This is a genomic window from Arthrobacter sp. 05L45_2 (genome assembly GCF_056397525.1).
In genome coordinates this window covers 1-17,385 of sequence record NZ_JBFTNO010000043.1, presented here as the reverse complement: position 1 = coordinate 17,385, position 17,385 = coordinate 1, and the positions used below count along the sequence as shown (strand labels likewise).

General features: G+C 69.1%; 13 protein-coding genes and 2 pseudogenes. 6 read left to right on the top strand and 9 right to left on the bottom strand.

Going from position 1 to position 17,385, the window contains the following annotated elements; translation table 11 throughout:
• Positions 1-382: pseudogene (locus AC1DHD_RS05545) on the bottom strand (transcriptional regulator); the annotation flags it as partial.
• Positions 383-621: 239 nt separating this feature from the next.
• Entirely contained in the window at positions 622-2,058 is a 1,437-nt protein-coding gene (locus tag AC1DHD_RS05540) for an FAD-dependent oxidoreductase (protein WP_476878746.1), read from the bottom strand.
• Between the two features lie 252 nt (positions 2,059-2,310).
• On the opposite strand from AC1DHD_RS05540, the gene rarD reads away from it, so the two are divergent.
• Positions 2,311-3,231: an EamA family transporter RarD gene (gene rarD, locus AC1DHD_RS05535; RefSeq protein WP_476878745.1), complete on the top strand. Its 921-nt coding sequence runs from the start codon at positions 2,311-2,313 to the stop codon at positions 3,229-3,231.
• Between the two features lie 43 nt (positions 3,232-3,274).
• Here the strand turns inward: rarD and AC1DHD_RS05530 are convergent, their stop codons facing one another.
• The 3 genes from AC1DHD_RS05530 to AC1DHD_RS05520 all read right to left on the bottom strand — a co-directional run bounded on the left by AC1DHD_RS05530 (position 3,275) and on the right by AC1DHD_RS05520 (position 7,256).
• Positions 3,275-4,147 carry a universal stress protein gene (locus tag AC1DHD_RS05530; protein ID WP_476878744.1) on the bottom strand — a complete coding sequence of 291 codons (873 nt, stop codon included), beginning with the start codon at positions 4,145-4,147 and terminating at the stop codon, positions 3,275-3,277.
• A gap of 212 nt (positions 4,148-4,359) precedes the next feature.
• The gene (gene gabT / locus AC1DHD_RS05525; protein WP_476878743.1) at positions 4,360-5,715 is read right to left on the bottom strand and encodes a 4-aminobutyrate--2-oxoglutarate transaminase; all 1,356 of its coding nucleotides are present in this window, start codon (positions 5,713-5,715) and stop codon (positions 4,360-4,362) included.
• A gap of 110 nt (positions 5,716-5,825) precedes the next feature.
• A complete protein-coding gene (locus tag AC1DHD_RS05520) occupies positions 5,826-7,256 on the bottom strand; it encodes a gamma-aminobutyraldehyde dehydrogenase (protein ID WP_476878742.1) in 1,431 nt (476 codons plus the stop codon).
• Positions 7,257-7,415: 159 nt separating this feature from the next.
• Here AC1DHD_RS05520 and AC1DHD_RS05515 point away from each other — a divergent pair, with 159 nt between their 5' ends.
• The 3 genes from AC1DHD_RS05515 to AC1DHD_RS05505 all read left to right on the top strand — a co-directional run bounded on the left by AC1DHD_RS05515 (position 7,416) and on the right by AC1DHD_RS05505 (position 10,910).
• The gene (locus tag AC1DHD_RS05515) at positions 7,416-8,858 is read left to right on the top strand and encodes a PucR family transcriptional regulator (protein ID WP_476878741.1); all 1,443 of its coding nucleotides are present in this window, start codon (positions 7,416-7,418) and stop codon (positions 8,856-8,858) included.
• Between the two features lie 94 nt (positions 8,859-8,952).
• On the top strand, positions 8,953-10,227 hold the full coding sequence (locus tag AC1DHD_RS05510; RefSeq protein WP_476878740.1) for an MFS transporter: 1,275 nt from the start codon (positions 8,953-8,955) through the stop codon (positions 10,225-10,227).
• The gene (locus AC1DHD_RS05505; protein WP_476878739.1) at positions 10,224-10,910 is read left to right on the top strand and encodes a FadR/GntR family transcriptional regulator; all 687 of its coding nucleotides are present in this window, start codon (positions 10,224-10,226) and stop codon (positions 10,908-10,910) included. The genes AC1DHD_RS05510 and AC1DHD_RS05505 overlap by 4 nt, the downstream gene beginning before the upstream one ends.
• Here AC1DHD_RS05505 and AC1DHD_RS05500 read toward each other — a convergent pair.
• Positions 10,907-11,443, bottom strand: a complete 537-nt coding sequence (locus tag AC1DHD_RS05500) for a hypothetical protein (protein WP_476878738.1) — start codon at positions 11,441-11,443, stop codon at positions 10,907-10,909. The genes AC1DHD_RS05505 and AC1DHD_RS05500 overlap by 4 nt on opposite strands.
• A 144-nt stretch (positions 11,444-11,587) precedes the next feature.
• On the opposite strand from AC1DHD_RS05500, the gene AC1DHD_RS05495 reads away from it, so the two are divergent.
• Positions 11,588-12,445 carry a DUF1206 domain-containing protein gene (locus AC1DHD_RS05495; protein WP_476878737.1) on the top strand — a complete coding sequence of 286 codons (858 nt, stop codon included), beginning with the start codon at positions 11,588-11,590 and terminating at the stop codon, positions 12,443-12,445.
• A 22-nt stretch (positions 12,446-12,467) separates the two neighbouring features.
• On the opposite strand, the gene AC1DHD_RS05490 is transcribed toward AC1DHD_RS05495, so the two are convergent.
• The 3 genes from AC1DHD_RS05490 to cobA all read right to left on the bottom strand — a co-directional run bounded on the left by AC1DHD_RS05490 (position 12,468) and on the right by cobA (position 16,392).
• On the bottom strand, positions 12,468-13,457 hold the full coding sequence (locus AC1DHD_RS05490; RefSeq protein ID WP_476878736.1) for a DNA topoisomerase IB: 990 nt from the start codon (positions 13,455-13,457) through the stop codon (positions 12,468-12,470).
• Between the two features lie 102 nt (positions 13,458-13,559).
• Positions 13,560-15,014, bottom strand: coding sequence for an FAD-dependent oxidoreductase (locus AC1DHD_RS05485; protein ID WP_476878735.1), 1,455 nt, complete (start codon positions 15,012-15,014; stop codon positions 13,560-13,562).
• A gap of 88 nt (positions 15,015-15,102) precedes the next feature.
• Positions 15,103-16,392 (bottom strand): uroporphyrinogen-III C-methyltransferase, encoded by a 1,290-nt coding sequence (cobA, locus tag AC1DHD_RS05480; RefSeq protein ID WP_476878734.1) that lies wholly within the window; start codon positions 16,390-16,392, stop codon positions 15,103-15,105.
• A 374-nt stretch (positions 16,393-16,766) separates the two neighbouring features.
• Here cobA and AC1DHD_RS05475 point away from each other — a divergent pair.
• Positions 16,767-17,385: pseudogene (locus tag AC1DHD_RS05475) on the top strand (hypothetical protein); the annotation flags it as partial.

Here is a 17,385-nt window from a genome sequence, read left to right as displayed (position 1 = left end):
GCATTGCCGGGTCCCCCTCTACCCAGAGCAGCCGGCCCACCTCGTCCCCCACGGCCACGAGCATCCCGCTGTCATGGCTGGGCAGAACGAGGAGCTTGTGGATGACGGGCATGATTGCGGCCAGCGGATGCTGCCGGCGGTATTCCTCAAGTTCCTCGCGGTCCATGGCCAGCGGGGCTTCGGGATGGTCCGGGTTGGCGTGCAGCCGGGCGGAGCGTTGCCAGGATTCGCGGATCAGGCTGCGGAGCCCGGGGAGCGGTTCCCCGCCCAGGCCGAGGGATTCCAGGTGCTCATGGCCGGCGCGGGCCTGCTTCTGGCGCAGTTCCGGGCTGACTCCGTTGCCGGAACCGCGCAGGGCTGCCTGCTCGACCGGATTCTTCATTGAACTCCCACCTGAAGGGCACCCTCGGCTGCGCACCGCGTTCTGCGCACGACGGCGCACGGGAGGCGGCGCCGTCCCCCGAGTCTACGGGGCGATTCGGGCCCCCGCCAGAGGATCCGCGGGGCCTCGGCCGACGCGCCTCACGCCCCTCGACGCGCAAATCACCCCTCGACGCGGTAATACCCGGTGCGCCAGGGGATTTGCGAGTCGAGCGGCAGGATGCGCCGCGGCAGGGAGGCTCAGTCCCGGGAGATCCGGATCATCTCGTCCCGCGGCACAACCTTGATGCGTTCGCGGACGACGCCGTCGACCCCTTCGGGCGCGGTCCAGGCCGCGCCGAGGGCGAGCTCGTGCGCGTCCAGCTTGTTCCAGCCTTCCCAGGTGGTGTACTGGATGCCGCGTTCGTCGAGCAGGTCGATGATGGCCTGCGGGTCCGGGTTCTGCGCCGGCGGAAGGGTCAGCCGGTCCTCAAGCAGGAAGCCGATGGTCTCGAGGGCGTCGCCCTTGGTGTGGCCGATCAGCCCCACGGGGCCGCGCTTGATCCAGCCGGTGGCGTAGATGCCGGGCACGGTGTTGCCGTCGGCGTCCAGCACCCGGCCGCCCTCGTTGGGGATGACACCGCGCCGGGCGTCGTAGGCCAGTTCGTCCAGCGGGGACCCGTGGTACCCGATGGCCCGGTAGACGGCCTGGACCGGATAGTCGACGAACTCGCCGGTGCCCTTGACGTTGCCCGTGCCGTCCAGCTGCATCCGCTCAAACTTGATGCCGGTGACGGCGCCGGGGTGCGCGGCGTCGTCGTGGATTTCCACCGGGTTGTGCAGGAAGTGCAGGTGCAGCCGGCGGGACGACGGCTCTTCGGCCTCGGCGTGTTCCTCGACCAGCCAGTTGCCCAGGGTGTTGACCATGGTCTTGATCTGGTTGTTGGTGCGGATTGCCTCGTCGGAGGCTTCGTCAAACTCGAAGTCCTCCGGGTAGAGCACGATGTCGACGTCGTTGGCGTGGCTGAGTTCGCGCAGTTCCAGTGGGGTGAACTTCACCTGCGCCGGCCCGCGGCGGCCGAAGACGTGGACGTCCGTGACCGGCGAATCCTTGAGGGCGCGGTACACGTTGTCCGGGATCTCGGTGACCAGCAGGTCGTCCGCGTGCTTGACCAGCATCCGGGCGACGTCGAGGGCCACGTTGCCGTTGCCGATCACGGCGATTTCCTTGGCCTCCAGCGGCCAGTCCCGGGAGACGTCCGGGTGGCCGTCGTACCAGGAGACAAAGTCGGCGCCGCCGAAGGAGCCCTCAAGATCGACGCCGGGGATGTCCAGGTCCGCGTCCTTGATGGCGCCGGTGGAGAAAATCACGGCGTCGTAGAAGGCGCGGAAATCGTGCAGGGTCAGGTCCCGCCCGTACGTGACGTTGCCGAGGAAGCGGATGTCGCCGCGGTCCAGGACCTTGTGCAGGGCATTGACGATGCCCTTGATGCGGGGGTGGTCCGGCGCCACGCCGTAGCGGATGAGGCCGTAGGGCGCGGGGTAGGCCTCGAACAGGTCGATGCTGACTTCGAAGTCGCCGTCCTTGACCTCGTTGGACTTGGTCAGGATGTCAGCGGCGTAGACACCGGCCGGTCCTGCGCCGACGATCGCGACGCGGAGGGGACGTTTGGACGGAGATTCGGCCGTGTTGGACACCGGGAGCCCTTCTGAGTCATAGCGGGTGCGCCGGAAGTAACAGCGCACAGTCCCCTATTCTAAATGTCCCCGCGCCGTGCCGTGCCCGGCGGCAGGAATAGCCGCCCGGAGGGTGGTGTTATTGGTCTTGTGTCTATCTCCGACGGCTCCCCCGTTTCCGCAGCCTTGACGTCCCCGGCCGACGCCGCTCCCGCCCCGGGAGCCGCCCCCGTCGCGGGCAGCTCGTCCGCGACGGTGTCGGAGCTGAAGGCCGTGGACAAGGACACGACGACGGGAATCCTGTTCGGGATCGGCGCTTACGGTTTGTGGGGCCTGCTTCCGCTGTACTTCTTTGTGCTGCAGCCGGCCAGCGCCGTCGAAATCGTGGCCAACCGTGTGGTGTGGTCCCTGCTCTTCTGCGTCCTGCTGATCACCGTAACCCGCACCTGGCGGGTGATCGGGGCCGCGTTCCGGAACCGGACCGTGATCGGCCCGCTCGGCCTGGCRGCCGGCCTTATCGCCGTGAACTGGCTGACCTACACGTACGGCGTGACCACGCGCCAGGCCGTCGAGACGTCGCTGGGCTACTTCATCAACCCGCTCGTTTCGGTGCTGCTGGGCGTCTTTGTGCTGAAGGAGAAGCTCCGCCCGCTGCAGTGGGCCGCCGTCGGGATCGGCTTCGTCGCCGTCGGTGTCCTGACCTACTCCTACGGCAAGCTGCCGTGGATCGCCCTGACCCTGGCCTTCAGCTTTGGGCTCTACGGCTTCGTGAAGAAACGGGTGGGACCTCGGGCGGATGCGATCACCAGCCTCTCCGTGGAGACCATCGTGCTCTCCCCGCTCGCCGGCGTCACCATGATTGTCCTCGCCACCACCGGGGCCGCGTCCCTGACCACCCAGGGCGCAGGACACTTCTGGCTACTCGTCGCCTCCGGCGTCATCACGGCCGTTCCGCTGCTGTTCTTCGGCGCGTCCGCCCGGCGGCTGCCGATGACCACCATCGGGCTGCTGCAGTACTTCGCCCCGGTGCTGCAGTTCATCGTGGCCCTGGTGGTCTTCAAGGAAGCCATGACCCCGGAGCGCTGGATCGGGTTCGGCGTCGTCTGGCTCGCACTGCTGCTGCTGACCGCGGACATGCTGCGGACCGCCCGGAAGAATTCCGTGACGCGCCGGCTGGCCCGGGCCGCCGCCTAGGCGAACGCACCCGGCGGCGGCGCCGGTTCAGTACTCCGGGCCCTTAGTCTTCCGGGCTTGAGTCGATGCGCTCGTAGTCGCGCGGCACCACGACCATGGGCACGGGGAGGGCCCGCAGGACCTTGTTGGCCGTGCTGCCGATAAAGAGCTTGTTCTTCTCCGCCAGGCGCGACGAGCCCACGATCAGGATCTCGGCGTCGTCCCATTCCAGGTCATCGATAGCCTCCTCGATGGTGCGGCCGTGTGCCACCTCGACGCTGGCGTGGTGGCCTTCGGGCAGCCGCTCGGCCGCGGCCTTGAGGACCGTGTTGGCGTGGACGTGCGCGGCGTTGACGTTTTCGCCGCCGTCGCCCTCGGCGTCGAGCTCCACCAGCGATACCAGCCGCAGCGGCACGCCGCGGCGGCCGGCCGAGGCAATCGCAACATCAATGGCTGCCTCCGCGCCCGTCCGTTCCCCGACGGCGAGGGTCAGCCGGGTGATGGCGTCGGTGTGCCGGTAGCCGCGGGGCGCCAGGGCCACCGGCACCGGGGAGGCGTGCAGCAGGGCGTTGGCCACGCTGCCCACGCTGTACCGCTTGAAGAGGCCGTTGCTCGCCGCACCCACCACGATCAGGCCGGCCCGGTACTCCTTGGCGGCGTCGATCAGGCCGGCGGCGAAGGAGTCCGCCTGCCGCACGTGGAAGCGGGCCTCCAGGCCCTCGGGGACCAGGGCCAGTCCCTGCCGCTCGGCCGTGAGCACGGACTGCTCGGCGACGCTGACGCGGTTTCCCTGCGGATTCAGCGCGACGTACGGGGTCTTGCGGTCCACCACGTGGACCAGGTCCAGATGGGCGCCCTGGGCGCGGGCCATGGCCGAAGCCAGCGCAACGGCGTCGGCGCCGCGGTCGTTGGGTGTGTAGCCAACTACGTATCGCATGTAAGAACCCCTTATGGGTCTGGGGCAGAATCCAGCTTGGCTCCGGGGGTCCGGGCGACGTCGGCCGGTCTGCGTTCCTGCAGTGGTAGGAACGACTCTAGCCCAGCGCTGCCGCGAATTGTGGGTAACTTTCGGTCCCCGGACGCGCACGAGCCGCGGACTGGTCAGTCCGCGGCTCGTGGGCGTGGCGTCCGGGTATCCCCGGGTGTGGTTCAGGCGTTGGCGCGGACCGCCGCGGCGAGGACCTCGAGGCCGTCCAGCAGCAGTTCGTCGCTGATGACCAGCGGCGGCAGGAGCCGGATGACGTTGCCGTAGGTGCCGCAGGTGAGGATAATGACACCCTCCTTGAGGCAGGCGGCGGCCACGGCCTTGGTCAGCTCCGGGTTGGGTTCCTTCGAACCGGCCTGGACCAGTTCCACCGCGAGCATGGCGCCGCGGCCGCGGATGTCGCCGACCACGGAGAGCTCGGAGGCGAGTTCGCGCAGCTTGCCGACGGCGAGCTCCTCGATGTGGCGRGCACGGGCGTTGAGGTCGTACTGCTCCATCGAGCCGATGGCGGCCAGCGCAGCGGCACAGGCCACCGGGTTTCCGCCGTAGGTGCCGCCGAGGCCGCCCGGGTGGACGGCGTCGAGCAGGTCGGCGCGGCCGGTGATGGCCGAGAGCGGCATGCCGCCGGCGATGCCCTTGGCCATGGTGATGATGTCCGGGACGACGCCTTCGTGGTTCACGGCGAACCATTCGCCGGTGCGGCAGAAACCGGACTGGACCTCATCGGCGATGAAGACGATGCCCTTGTCCTTGGCCCAGGCGGCCAGTGCGGGCAGGAAGCCCTCGGCCGGGACGATGAAGCCGCCCTCGCCCTGGATCGGTTCGATGATGATGGCGGCCACGGATTCGCCGCCGATCTGCTTCTCGATCATGGTGATGGCGCGCTTGGCGGCCTCGGCACCGGTGATCTCCGGGTTCTCCTCGCGGAACGGGTAGCTCATCGGCATGCGGTASACCTCGGGCGCGAACGGGCCGAAGTTGGTCTTGTASGGCATGGCCTTGGCGGTCAGSGCCATGGTSAGGTTGGTGCGGCCGTGGTAGGCGTGGTCGAAGGCGACGACGGCGTCCCGGCCGGTGGCGAGGCGGGCCACCTTGATGGCGTTCTCCACGGCTTCGGCGCCGGAGTTGAACAGCACCGTGCGCTTCTCGTGGTCGCCGGGCGTGAGGCGGTTCAGCTGCTCGGCGACGGCGACGTAACCCTCGTAGGGCGTGACCATAAAGCAGGTGTGGGTGAAGTGCTCCACGGCCTCCTTGACGGCGCCGACGACGGCGGGGTCTGAGGCGCCGACGCTCGTGACGGCGATGCCGGCGCCGAGGTCGATGAAGGAGTTGCCGTCAACGTCCTGGATGATGCCGCCGTCGGCGTCGGCGACGTACACCGGGACGCTGGAGGCGACGCCGGAGGCGACGACGGCTTTGCGGCGTTCGGTCAGGGCGACGGACTTGGGGCCCGGGAAGTCGGCCTGGACGCGGCGCTTCTGCTCAAGACGGAAGCTGATGTCGTGTGCGGTGGTGGTCATGGGGAGGCCTTTCTGGGCGGGAAACGGGCGGCCGGGCCCGGCAGCGGCGTCAATCGACGGGGCTGCCCGGCGGCGGCGGGAGTGGCAGGGTGGGGTCGCTGGGCGGAGCTCTAAGCGTCCAGCGCGCTCATAACGTGCTTGATGCGGGTGTAGTCCTCAACCCCGTACATGGACAGGTCCTTGCCGTAGCCGGACTGCTTGAAGCCTCCGTGCGGCATCTCGGCCGTGAGGAGGATGTGAGTGTTGATCCAGACGGCACCGAAGTCCAAATCGCGGCTGACGCGCATGGCCGTGCCGTGGTCCGTGGTCCAGACGCTGGAGGCCAGGGCGTATTCGACGTCGTTGGCCAGCTCGATGGCCTCCGCCTCGGTGCGGAACTTCTGCACCGTGATGACCGGGCCGAAGGTTTCCTTCTGCACCACGTCGTCGGTCTGCTTGGCGCCGGTGATGATGGTGGGTTCGAAGAAGAAGCCCTGCTCCCCCGCGCGGTGGCCGCCGGTTTCGATCCTGCAGTTTGCCGGCAGGTGCTCCACGACGGAGGTGACCGCGTTGAAGTGGTTCACGTTGTTCAGCGGACCGAAGTAGTTGTCCTCGTCGTTCTGGGAGCCCGTGTGCAGGGTCTTGGTGTGCTCCACCATGGCGGCAACGACGTCGTCGTGGACGGAGTCCTCAACCAGCACCCGGGTGATGGCGGTGCAGTCCTGGCCGGCGTTGAAGAAGGCGAACTCCGCGATGGCGGCGGCGCTCTTTTTGATGTCGGCGTCCTTGAAGACAATGGCGGGCGCCTTGCCGCCGAGTTCGAGGTGCGCTCGCTTGAGGCCCTTGGCCGMGCCGGAGGCGACGGCGATCCCGGCCCGGACGGAACCGGTGATGGAGACCAGGCCGGGGACCTTGTGTTCGACCATCATGGCGCCGGTCTCGCCCGTGCCGAGGACGACGTTCAGGACACCGGCCGGGAGGATGTCGCCGGCGAGGCGGGCCAGGACCAGGGTGGACTCCGGGGTGGTGTCCGAGGGCTTCAGGACCACGGTGTTGCCCGCGGCGAGGGCGGGGCCGATCTTCCAGATCGCCATCAGGAACGGGTAGTTCCACGGGGCCACCTGGGCCACGACGCCGATCGGTTCGCGGCGCACGTAGGAGGTGTGGCCCTCAAGGTATTCCCCGGCGGACTTGCCTTCCAGGAGGCGGGCAGCACCGGCGAAGAACCGCAGCTGGTCGGCGCCGGCGGCGACTTCCTCGGCGGCGATCAGGGACCGGACCTGGCCGGTGTTGCGGTGCTGGGCTTCGACCAGTTCGTCGCTGTTGGCCTCGACGGCGTCGGCGAGCTTGAGCAGCATCAGCTGGCGCTGGGCGGGGGTGACGTGCTTCCAGCTGGCGAAGGCGTCCTTCGCGGCGGTCATGGCGGCGTCGACGTCGGCCTGCACGGACACCGGCGACTTGGCCACGACGTCGCCGTTCGTCGGGTTCACGATGTCCAGCAGGGCTGTGCCGGCGGGGGTGACGAATTCGCCGTTGATGAAGTTCTGCAAGGTTTGAACCACGGTGTACAACCTCTTTCGTGCTGGCCTSGRRMAGGCAGGTAGGAAGGATCTGCGACTGCTCCGAGCCTATGCCACGGGGCCAAGGCRGGGAATAGGCAGCTGCACACCGTCTGCGGCAGACTTTAGTGCGGTTGACCAGCCCCCGGTTATCCTCTTTTTATGGCCATTTCACTCGCCGCCCTGCTGGGGGTGCCGTCCCTCAAGCTGACGAAGTCCGGGCTCGCGGAGACCACCTGGCACCAGGACATCCACTGGGTCGCGGTGACCGAGCAGGAAGACCCGCAGCGCTTCCTGAACGGCGGCGAACTGATCCTCACCACCGGGATGCGGCTCCGGACCGCGCCCGAGCAGCGCCGCTTTGTCCGCCAGGTCCAGCGTGCAGGCGCGGTGGGGATCGGCTTCGGCATCGGGCTGACCCACGACGCCGTGCCGCCCGCCCTGATCGCGGAGGCCAACCGCTGGGGATTGCCCGTGGTGGAAGTGCCGTACGAGACGCCCTTCATCGCGATCGGCAAGCTCGTGGCCGATGCCCAGTCCGCGGACCACTACGCCAAACTGGAACGCCTGATCGCCGGGCACCAGGTGCTGGCCCGGGCGCTGCTGACCGGCGGCGGCCTCAGCGAGCTGCTCAAGCACCTCGGCTCCATGCTGCGCACCGAAATCGTCCTGACCCAGTTCACGGCGCAGCTCTACAACAGCGCTGCGGGCAGTCCGGCCCCGACGGCGGAGGGCTGGGCGTCGTACCCCATCCCGACCGGCCGGCGCGACGCCTGCACCCTGTGGGTGCGGCATCCGTTCGAGGACTCGGGGATTGTGGGTTATGCGCAGAACCTGATCAGCGTCGAGCTCAACAACATGGTCAAACAGCGCCAGGCCCAGCGAGCCCTTGCCGGGCAGGTGCTGGAGGACGTCATCCACGGGACGCTCGACGCTACCGAGGCCACCCGGCGCCTGGCCGGCATCGGAGTCAACAGCACCCGCAAGAACGTGGTCCTGCTGGCGGAATCGGCGGCCCATACCAAGCAGCTGGGCAGCAGCTCTCTGCCGCAGCCGCTGGCGGCGGCGGTGACTGCCGTCGTCGGCAAGGACCTGGTGGTGCTGGTCAACGACGACGGCAGCGGCGCGAGTGCCCTGGCCCGGAGCCTCAGCGACCACCTCGCCGAGGCCGGAATTCACGCCACGATCGGCATCGGCGGGGCCTACACCAAACCGAACGGCCTGCGCTGGAGCTATTTCGAGGCGCGCGACGCCGCGAGCCACGGCCTGCCCGTCAACGAGCCGGAGCGGTTGAGCCTGACCTCGCTATTGCTGGCCAGTGAGGACGTGCCGCTGGCGGACATGGCCAACGAGTCCCTGAACCCGCTCCGGCAGTTTGATGCTGCCCACGGCGCTGAACTGATGACCACCCTGGAGAGCTACCTGGGCAACAACGGGTCGGTCGCCGCAGTGGCCGAGGAGCTGACCCTGCACCGCAACACGGTGCGCTACCGGCTGGCCCAGATCACTGAGTTGACCGGTTACGACCCCGCCCAGACCGCGGACCGGGTGCAGCTGTGGCTGGCCCTGGCCGTGCAGCGGCTCAGCTCCCGGCACCCGCGCTGAGGCACTCCCCCGTAGCCCGGGAGGGCCGTGTCACTGGGCGAGATCTTCGCCACTAAAGGCCGGGGCTGAAACGTCAGACGTCTAACCTTTAGGAATGGTTAGCAACACTGCGGCACCCGTCGCTTCCCCGCCCGTTCAACCGGGGACCCCCCGCCCGCGCGGCGTGGTGGTGGCTGGCGTCGTGGCACTCGTCCTGATCGGGCTCAACCTGCGCGCCGGCATCACCGGGGCCGCGGCCCTGTTCCACGAACTGCAGCAGGTCCTCGGCTACGGGCCGCTGATCGCCGCACTGCTCCCCTCGATCCCCACCCTGTGCTTCGCTGTGGCGGGGGCCGCCACCTCCTGGCTGACCCGGCACCTGGGCCTCGAAAAGGCCATCCTGCTCTCGCTGGCCATGCTCGCCGGGGGCCTGCTGCTGCGCGGTGTCCCCTCCACCGGGATGCTGCTGGCCGGCACCGTGGTGGGCATGTCCGGCCTGGCGGTGTGCAACGTCGCGATGCCGTCCTTCATCCGCACCCACTTCGCCGACCGGACATCCCTGATGACGGCCGTGTACACGGTGACAATGACCACCGGCGCCACAGTGGTGGCCATGCTGATCGTCCCGGCGGCCCAGCAGCTCGGGTCGCCGTCGGCCGGCCTGGGCACCATCGGCATCCTGGCGCTGTCCGCGTGCCTGGGCTTCCTGCCGATTGCCGTGCACGCGCACCGCAACGCTCCGGCAGCCAAGGCCGGCCGGATCTCGCCGTGGCCGTTGCTGCGGACCCGCACCGGAGTGCTGATCACGCTCGGCTTCACGGTCCAGGCGCTCCTGGCCTACGCCGTGCTGAGCTGGTTCCCGTATCTGCTGGCCACCCGCGGCCTAACCACTTCCGAGAGCGGGCTGATGTTCGGCCTGATGCAGCTGGTCTCGGTCCCTGCCGGAATGATCCTCGTCGCCATCGGCTCCCGCCCCCGGAGGCTGCGCCTGGCCTTCCACCTGGCGACGATGACGATGGCACTGGGAGTCCTGGCGATGCTGGTCCTGCCTGTTTCCTGGGCAGCGCTGACGGCCGTCCTCCTCGGCTTCGGGCTCGGGATCTTCCCGTTGGTCATGGTGATGATCAGCCGCAGCGGACGGACCCCGGCCGAGACGACGGCGCTCTCCACCGTGGCCCAGTCGGCCGGCTACCTGCTGGCTACCGTCGGCCCGTTCGGCATGGGACTGCTGCACAGCGCCACAGGCGCCTGGACGCTCCCGCTGGCACTGCTGTTCGCCATCGCCCTGGGCCAGATCGCCGTCGGGCAGCTGCTCACGGCAGGAGCTGGCCGGCACCCTGCCGGACGGGCGGCAACAAAGGCCGGAACACCTAAGGAAGCCGGGCAATGAAGACACCGGGCGCACCGCACCGGGCTCCGCTGGCCGAAGAAGTGACCGCCAAACTGCGCGCCTCGATCCACTCCGGGGAGTGGCCGCTGCAGCAGCGGATTCCCGCCGAGCCGGAGCTGATGGCGGCTCTGGGAGTCTCGCGGGGGACCTTGCGGGAGTCCATCAAGGCCCTCGCCCACAGCGGGATGCTTGAGGTCCGGCAGGGTGACGGAACGTACGTGCGCGCCACCAGCGAAATCTCCGGCGCGGCGCAGYGGATGTACCAGGACCATTCCCAGGCCCACATCCTGGAGGTCCGGGTGGGCCTGGACACCCAGGCCGCCCGGCTCGCGGCCCGCCATGCCACCGACGCGGATGTTACGGCGATGGGGATACTCCTGGCGCAGCGCAGCGCGGCCTGGCTGGCTGGCGACTTCGCCGGCTGGGCGCAGGCGGATTGGGACTTCCATATCATGGTGGCGCAGGCGTCAGCCAACCCGCTGCTGCACGAGCTCTACGTCAGCTTCGGCGGGGTATTCCACCGGGACCTGCTCCGCCAGCAGCGTCGGGACGGCTTCAACGGGCTCCCCGATGAGGGGCACGGGGAGCTGGTGGACGCCATCGCCGGCCGTGACGAAGCCGCCGCCGTCGAAAGCGTCCACCGCAACCTTGATGCCTGCGCGGACTGGATCCGGTCCGTCTAGCGGGACAGGCCCTTGAAGACGTTCTTGGGCCGCTGCATTTCGCCGTGCTTGGCGCCGAGGACAACAACCCAGCCGGCGAAGACCGGAATGGCCCACTGCAGGATTTTCAGCTGCTGCTGCGCGGAACGCAGCTCGTCGGAGGCGCCCGGCTTGGGCTCGGTGGCGCCTTCGGCCCCCTCGGCCGCAAGCTTCTCCACCTTGGCGCCCTGCATGCCGGCGTAGAGGGTGACGGCGGCGCCGGCCAGGGTGACCACCGACTTGTAAATGCTCAGCCGGGTGACTCCGTCCTGCTTGGCCATCCGGCCCTTGTTCTCCCACATGATCGCGAGACCGGAGAGGAAGTGCGCGCCGAAGGCCGCCGTCTGGTACGGGGCCCACTTCTTCCAGCCGAGGCTGGAGAGGCGGGTCCGCTCGGCGGGATCCTTGGCCTCTGCCGTGGCGCCATTCAGCCCAATGGCGCCCATCAGCGAACCGCCGAACCAGGCGCCGGCGGTGAGGTCGTGGATGGATCGGGCTACGAGGTTACCTGACATGGTGAGCTTCCTATCGTGCGACGTCGAATTCGAAAGTGGTGCCGCCAGCTGCGGGCACGCACCACGGACATAGTAAGCACACTTAGCACCAAGGCGGAAGCGGGTGCCCGCGGCGCGTAAGCTCGTGGCCATGGGAGAACACCGTTGAGCAAGGACCTGCCGGGCGGTGCCGCGGCGCACTCCCCCGAGGCCGCCATCGGGGAGGCTGCCGACGCCGCCGAGGCCGCCTCCAACAGCAAGGTGCTGGACGTCATCGCCCGCTGGGGCTTCGCCGTAATGGCACTGCTCCACGTGGTAATCGGCGCGATCGCGGTCGCGCTGGTGCTCGGCGCGCCGGGTCAGGCCGAGCCGACCGGCGCAATTGAGCAGCTTGCCGCGAACCCGTGGGGACCTGCCGTGATGTGGCTGTGCTGCGTCGGATGCGCGGGTCTGGCAGTGTGGCAGCTGAGCGAGGCCACCCTGCGGGCCCGGCGCCTGCCGCGCGGCCAACGGCTGGGCAAGCTGGTCTCCTCCGGCTTCCTGGCGATCGCGTACGGCAGCATCGGCTTCACTTTCGCCAACTTCGCCCTGGGCTTCCGCAGCGATTCGGGCGAGTCCACCGCCGCGTTCAGCGAGGCCCTGATGAACCGGCCCCTGGGCGCTCCGCTGCTGGTCGGCCTGGGCCTGACGGTGGGCGGGATCGGGATTTACTTTGTGGTCAAGGGCCTGGGCAAGAAGTTCAAGGAAGAGCTGGCGCATTTCGAGGGCACACACCGCGGCCATCTCATCAGCGTCCTCGGTGTGGCCGGGCACGTAGCGAAGGGGCTGGCCCTGGTGCTGACCGGCCTGCTGTTTGTGATGGCGGCGGTGACCCACGACCCCGGGTCGTCCACCGGGCTCGACGGCAGCCTCAAGGCGCTGCAGCACCACCCCTTCGGCCCGTACCTGCTCCTGGCGATCGGCGCCGGGTTTATGGCCTACGGGGCCTTCGCGCTGGTCCGCGCCCGGTTCGGCCGGATGTAGCCCCGGCTGGATGTAGCTCCGCTCAGCGGAGCGGGACGACGTCGCCCTCCTGGTACAGCAACGCCCTGACCTCCGATTCGGCCGAATCCCGGCGCTTCGGGTCGATGGTTTCGCCGGCCGCGAAGTGGTCCAGCAGCCGCGGGTCCACGTAGCTCTTCCGGGCGATCGACGGCGTGTTGCCGAGCACCGCGGCGGCGTCCACCATGGCCCGGCTGATGGCCCGCTTCCGGGCCGAGACCTTGGTCTGCGGTCCGCTGTCGGCAAGGCTGATGGCCGCCGCCACGGTCCCGCGCAGGGTACGGAAGTCCTTCGCAGTGAAGTCCCCGCCGGTGCGCACCTTGACGTACTCGTTGATCTCGGCGCTGGTCACCGGGTGCCAGCTGCGGCCGTTTTTGTAGGCCAGCAGGCGGGYGTTGCCGCCGCGGCGCTTCAGCGAGCGGACGACGGCGGCGAGGTCGGCGTCGTCGATCCTCGACTCCCAGGTTTTCCCGCTCTTGGCGGGGAAGCTGAGCCGGAGTTCGTCGTTGCGCAGCCTGACGTGGGCGCACAGCAACGTGGCCAGGCCGTGGCTGCCGTTCTCGTTGGTGTACCGCTCCGAGCCGACACGCAGCGATCCGGTGTCCAGCATCCGGAAGGCGGCCGCCAGCACCCGTTCGCGGGTGAACCCGTCGGTGCGCAGGTCCAGCGTCACCAGCCGGCGTGCGGAGGGCAGGGTTTCGGCGAGCTGCAGGGAGCGGTCGAACTTCAGCCGGTCTTTCCGCTCCCGCCAGCTCGGATGGTAGATGTACTGGCGCCGGCCGACGGCGTCGACTCCTGTCGCCTGGATGTGGCCGTTCTCGTAGGGGGCGATCCAGACGTCGGTCCACGCCGGCGGGATGCCGATGCTCTCCAGGCGCTCCCGGACCGGGCCGGCCGGCAGGGTTGAGCCGTCCAGGTCCTTGTAGCTGAACCCGGTTCCGGCCGGAACCCGGCGGTAGCCGCGGCCGGACGCGTTGCTGTGACGGAGCCTCATCGGCCGGTTCCTGGGTGCCTGGCGGTGTCCATGACGGTAAGCCTACTGACTACCTGCCGGGAATGCCGCCTTCCCGACGCGGCGAAGGGCGCGGCGGGGCGCCTAGACCTCCGCGGCGACCCCGCCGCGGGAAATCTCCACCATGTCGCCGCGCGGAACCACCTTGATGCGTTCGCGCTGGACGCTGCCGGTTTCGGCGCTGGCCTTTTCCCCGAGCGAGCGCTCGTGGGCATCCAGCGCCAGCCAGCCTTCCCAGCTGGTGTACTGCACGCCGCGGCCATCCAGCAGCCCGACGATGGCCTCCGGCGCGGGCGCCGCGGCCAAGGGCAGGGTTTCGCGGTCTTCCAGCAGGTAGGTCACGGTTTCCAGCGCGTCGCCCTTGGTGTGCCCGATCAGGCCGACCGGACCGCGTTTGATCCAGCCGGTGGCGTAGATGCCGGGCACCTGGGCGCCGGCGGCGTCCAGCACCCGGCCGCCGTCGTTCGGGACCACGCCCCTGCTGTGGTCGAACTCGACCTCAGGCAGGGCGGAGCCGAAGTAGCCGATGGCACGGTACACGGCCTGGACCGGGTAGTCGACGAACTCCCCGGTGCCGCGGGCGTTGCCGGTGCCGTCGAGTTCGGTGCGCTCAAACTTGATCCCGGCGACGCGGCCGGGGGTGGCGGCGTCGTCGTAGACCTCAACCGGGCTGTGCAGGAAGTGCAGGTGCAGCCGGCGGGAGGCGGTCAGCTCGGAGAGGTCCTCGGGCTGCTCGGCGATCCAGTTGGTGAGCGTGCCCACCATGGTCTTGGTCTGGTTGTTGCCCTGGATCTGCCGGTCCGATTCGGCGTCGAATTCGAAGTCCTCGGCGTAGAGGATGATGTCGACGTCCTTGGAGTGGGACAGTTCGCGCAGCTCCAAGGGCGTGAACTTCACCTGGGCCGGTCCGCGGCGGCCAAAGACGTGGACGTCCGTGACCGGGGAGGCCTTGAGACCGGCGTAGACGTTGTCCGGGATTTCGGAGACCAGGAGGTCGTCGGCGTGCTTGGAGAGCATCCGGGCGACGTCCAGGGCCACGTTGCCGTTGCCGATGACGGCGACTTCCTTGGCGTCCAGCGGCCACTCGCGGGGCACGTCCGGGTGGCCGTCGTACCAGGAGACGAAGTCGGCGCCGCCGTAGGAGCCCTCGAGTTCGATGCCGGGGATGTTCAGGTCCGCGTCCTTGATGGCGCCGGTGGCGAAGATGACGGCGTCGTAGTGCGTGCGGAGGTCCTCGAGGGTGAGGTCTGTGCCGTAGTCCACGTTGCCGAAGAACCGGATGTCGCCGCGGTCCAGGACCTTGTGCAGGGCGTTGACGATGCCCTTGATGCGCGGGTGGTCAGGGGCCACGCCGTAGCGGATCAGGCCGTAGGGGGCCGGGTAGCGGTCGAAGAGGTCGATGCTGGCCGTGAGGTCGCCGCTCTTGACGGCCTCGCTCTTGGTCAGGATGTCTGCGGCGTAGACACCGGCGGGGCCGGATCCGACGACGGCGACGCGCAGCGGGCGGGCGGCAGTTCCTACGGGGGTGTTCGTTGACACGGCTGTGTTCCTTTGGTCTTCTGCATCCGTTGCTCCGTACGTGCCCTTTTCGGGTCTGAAAAGGGCCGTTTCGGAGCAATCGACGGGGTTAGGGGGTCAGTACGCGGGTCTTGGYRRTRCGSGGMKCGTTCGGGGWGGTGGTGCTGTAGTCCGCGGTCTTGAAGTGCGACGGCGCGAACGGACTGACCCGGACCACGTCGCCRATSACGATCACGGCAGGGTTCGCGACGCCGGCCGCCTCCGCCTGATCCGCGATGGTCCCGAGCGTTCCAATGGTCACCCGCTGATTCGGCAGGTAGCCATTCTCTACGATGCCAACAGGGGTCCCGGCTGGCAAACCGGCGCGTCCCAGCGAGGCCGCGGAATCGCGGAGCTGGCCCACGCCCATGAGCAGGATCACGGTGTGGTCGGCCCGGGCGGGAACTTCGGAGAGCTCCTCGTGGCCGGTGACAACGCTGAAGCCTTTGGCGAGGCCGCGGTGCGTGACCGGGATTCCGGCGGCGGCCGGCACGGAGACGGCGGATGTGACTCCGGGAACCACTTCGACCTCGACGCCGTGGTGCCGGCAGTGCTCGGCTTCCTCGCCGCCGCGGCCMAGGAYAWAGGGATCGCCGCCCTTGAGCCGGACCACCCGGTGGCCCTGCCGGGCTTCCTCGACCAGGATCCGGTTGATCTCGGCCTGCGGGACGGGGTGGTGGCCGGGGGTTTTGCCGACCTCGATGACCCGGACGTCGGGCGCCAGTTCCGCCAGCAGTTCGCGCGGGCCGAGCCGGTCGGCGACCACGACGTCGGCCTGGCCCAGGAGCCTGCGGCCGCGGACGGTGATGAGTCCGGTGTCCCCGGGGCCGCCGCCGACGAGGGCCACGGTGCCAGCTCCGGTGCCGGCACCTGCGCCGGGCCTGTGCCGCCGCAGCGGCAGGTCCCCGGAGTCCAGGGCGGTGGCGACGGCGTCGCGCAGGGCCATGGCGCGGCGCGGGTCTCCCCCGGCGTTGACCGCGATCTTGACGTCGTCAAGGACGGCGACGGCGGGCGTCCAGGCCGCGGAGGCTTCGTGGTTGGAGGCGTTGACGCACCAGATGCGCTGGGCTTCGGCGTCGGCGGCAACCCGGGCGTCGACGTCGGCGTCGCCCGTGGCCGTCTGCACGAACCAGGCGCCGTCGACGTCGGAGCTGCGGTAGGCGCGCGGCTGCCAGTCGAGGAGGCCGGCAGCGGCGAGGTCGTTCAGGGCGGGGCAGGCGAGCGGGGCGACCACTGTGACGAGGGCGCCGGCGTCGAGCAGTCCCTTGGCGCGGCGGGCGGCGACGGGTCCGCCGCCGACCACCAGCACCGGGCGGCCGAGCAGCCGCAGCGCCGTGGGGTAAATGTCCTGAATAGCCATGCATCGACGATAGGGCGGCGTCATCGGGCGGAACAACGGTCCGGAAACACCAGTTCACGCAGGGTAACGGGGCGTCACATGCGGGGTGGGCCGCGGCGGTTGCGCGCCGGGCCGAGGCAGGCACGGACGCCGGTTCGGGGCACTTTGACGGGCGGACCAGCCTCGTTGGGGCAGAAATGACGGCGCGTCCGTGTCAATGTGCCCCCGCGGTGCAGGTCTGCGGGAGCACAAGGAGCGACCTCGCCGGCCCCGGCCGGTCAGTGTCGGCGCTCACCCTTACAATAACTCCGACCGGGCTAGCCGGTCTCAAATGGGGGAAGGGGACTTAGTTGTCTCTGCATAGAAGTGTCCTTAATCGGACGCGTCCTGGCGGCATGACCAGGACAGTAGCCACGGCCGGGAGCATCGCACTGCTCGCCGGTCTTTTGATGGCTCCGGCAGCGCAGGCGCTGCCGATGGAGACCAGCACGGTTTCGGACCAGCCGACTCCTGCACCGGTGGTACCGCCGGGCGAGACGACGCCGGCGGTTGATCCGCCCGCTACTCCGGAAAACATCAATCCGCCGGTCATCGAGGGCGACCCCGTTGCCGGTGGAACTCTCACCTCAACGGGGGGCCAATGGAGCGGCGCCGGCTGGATCAAATACCGCTGGATCATCGACGGCGTCACGGTTCGAGCGGCCGACCACCCGGTCGGCGAGGGTGACACGTTGCCGATTGATCCGTCGATGGCAACCAAGTCGGTTCAACTGACAGTGCTTGCCTCACTGGAAGCGCAGGGGGCCGGCACCGAACAGTCCGCCGCACCGGTAACTGTCCGTTCAGGGGCATTTGTGGGGGCCGGCTGGAACACCGCCATAGCCGGCAAGCCGGTCGTCGGACAGTCACTGTCGCTGAGTGGGCCTACCTGGAGCAATGCTGAACCGGGCGCCGTAGTTGGCTACCAGTGGTATCGCGGATCTAGCTCCATCGCCGGCGCGACAGGCCCCAGCT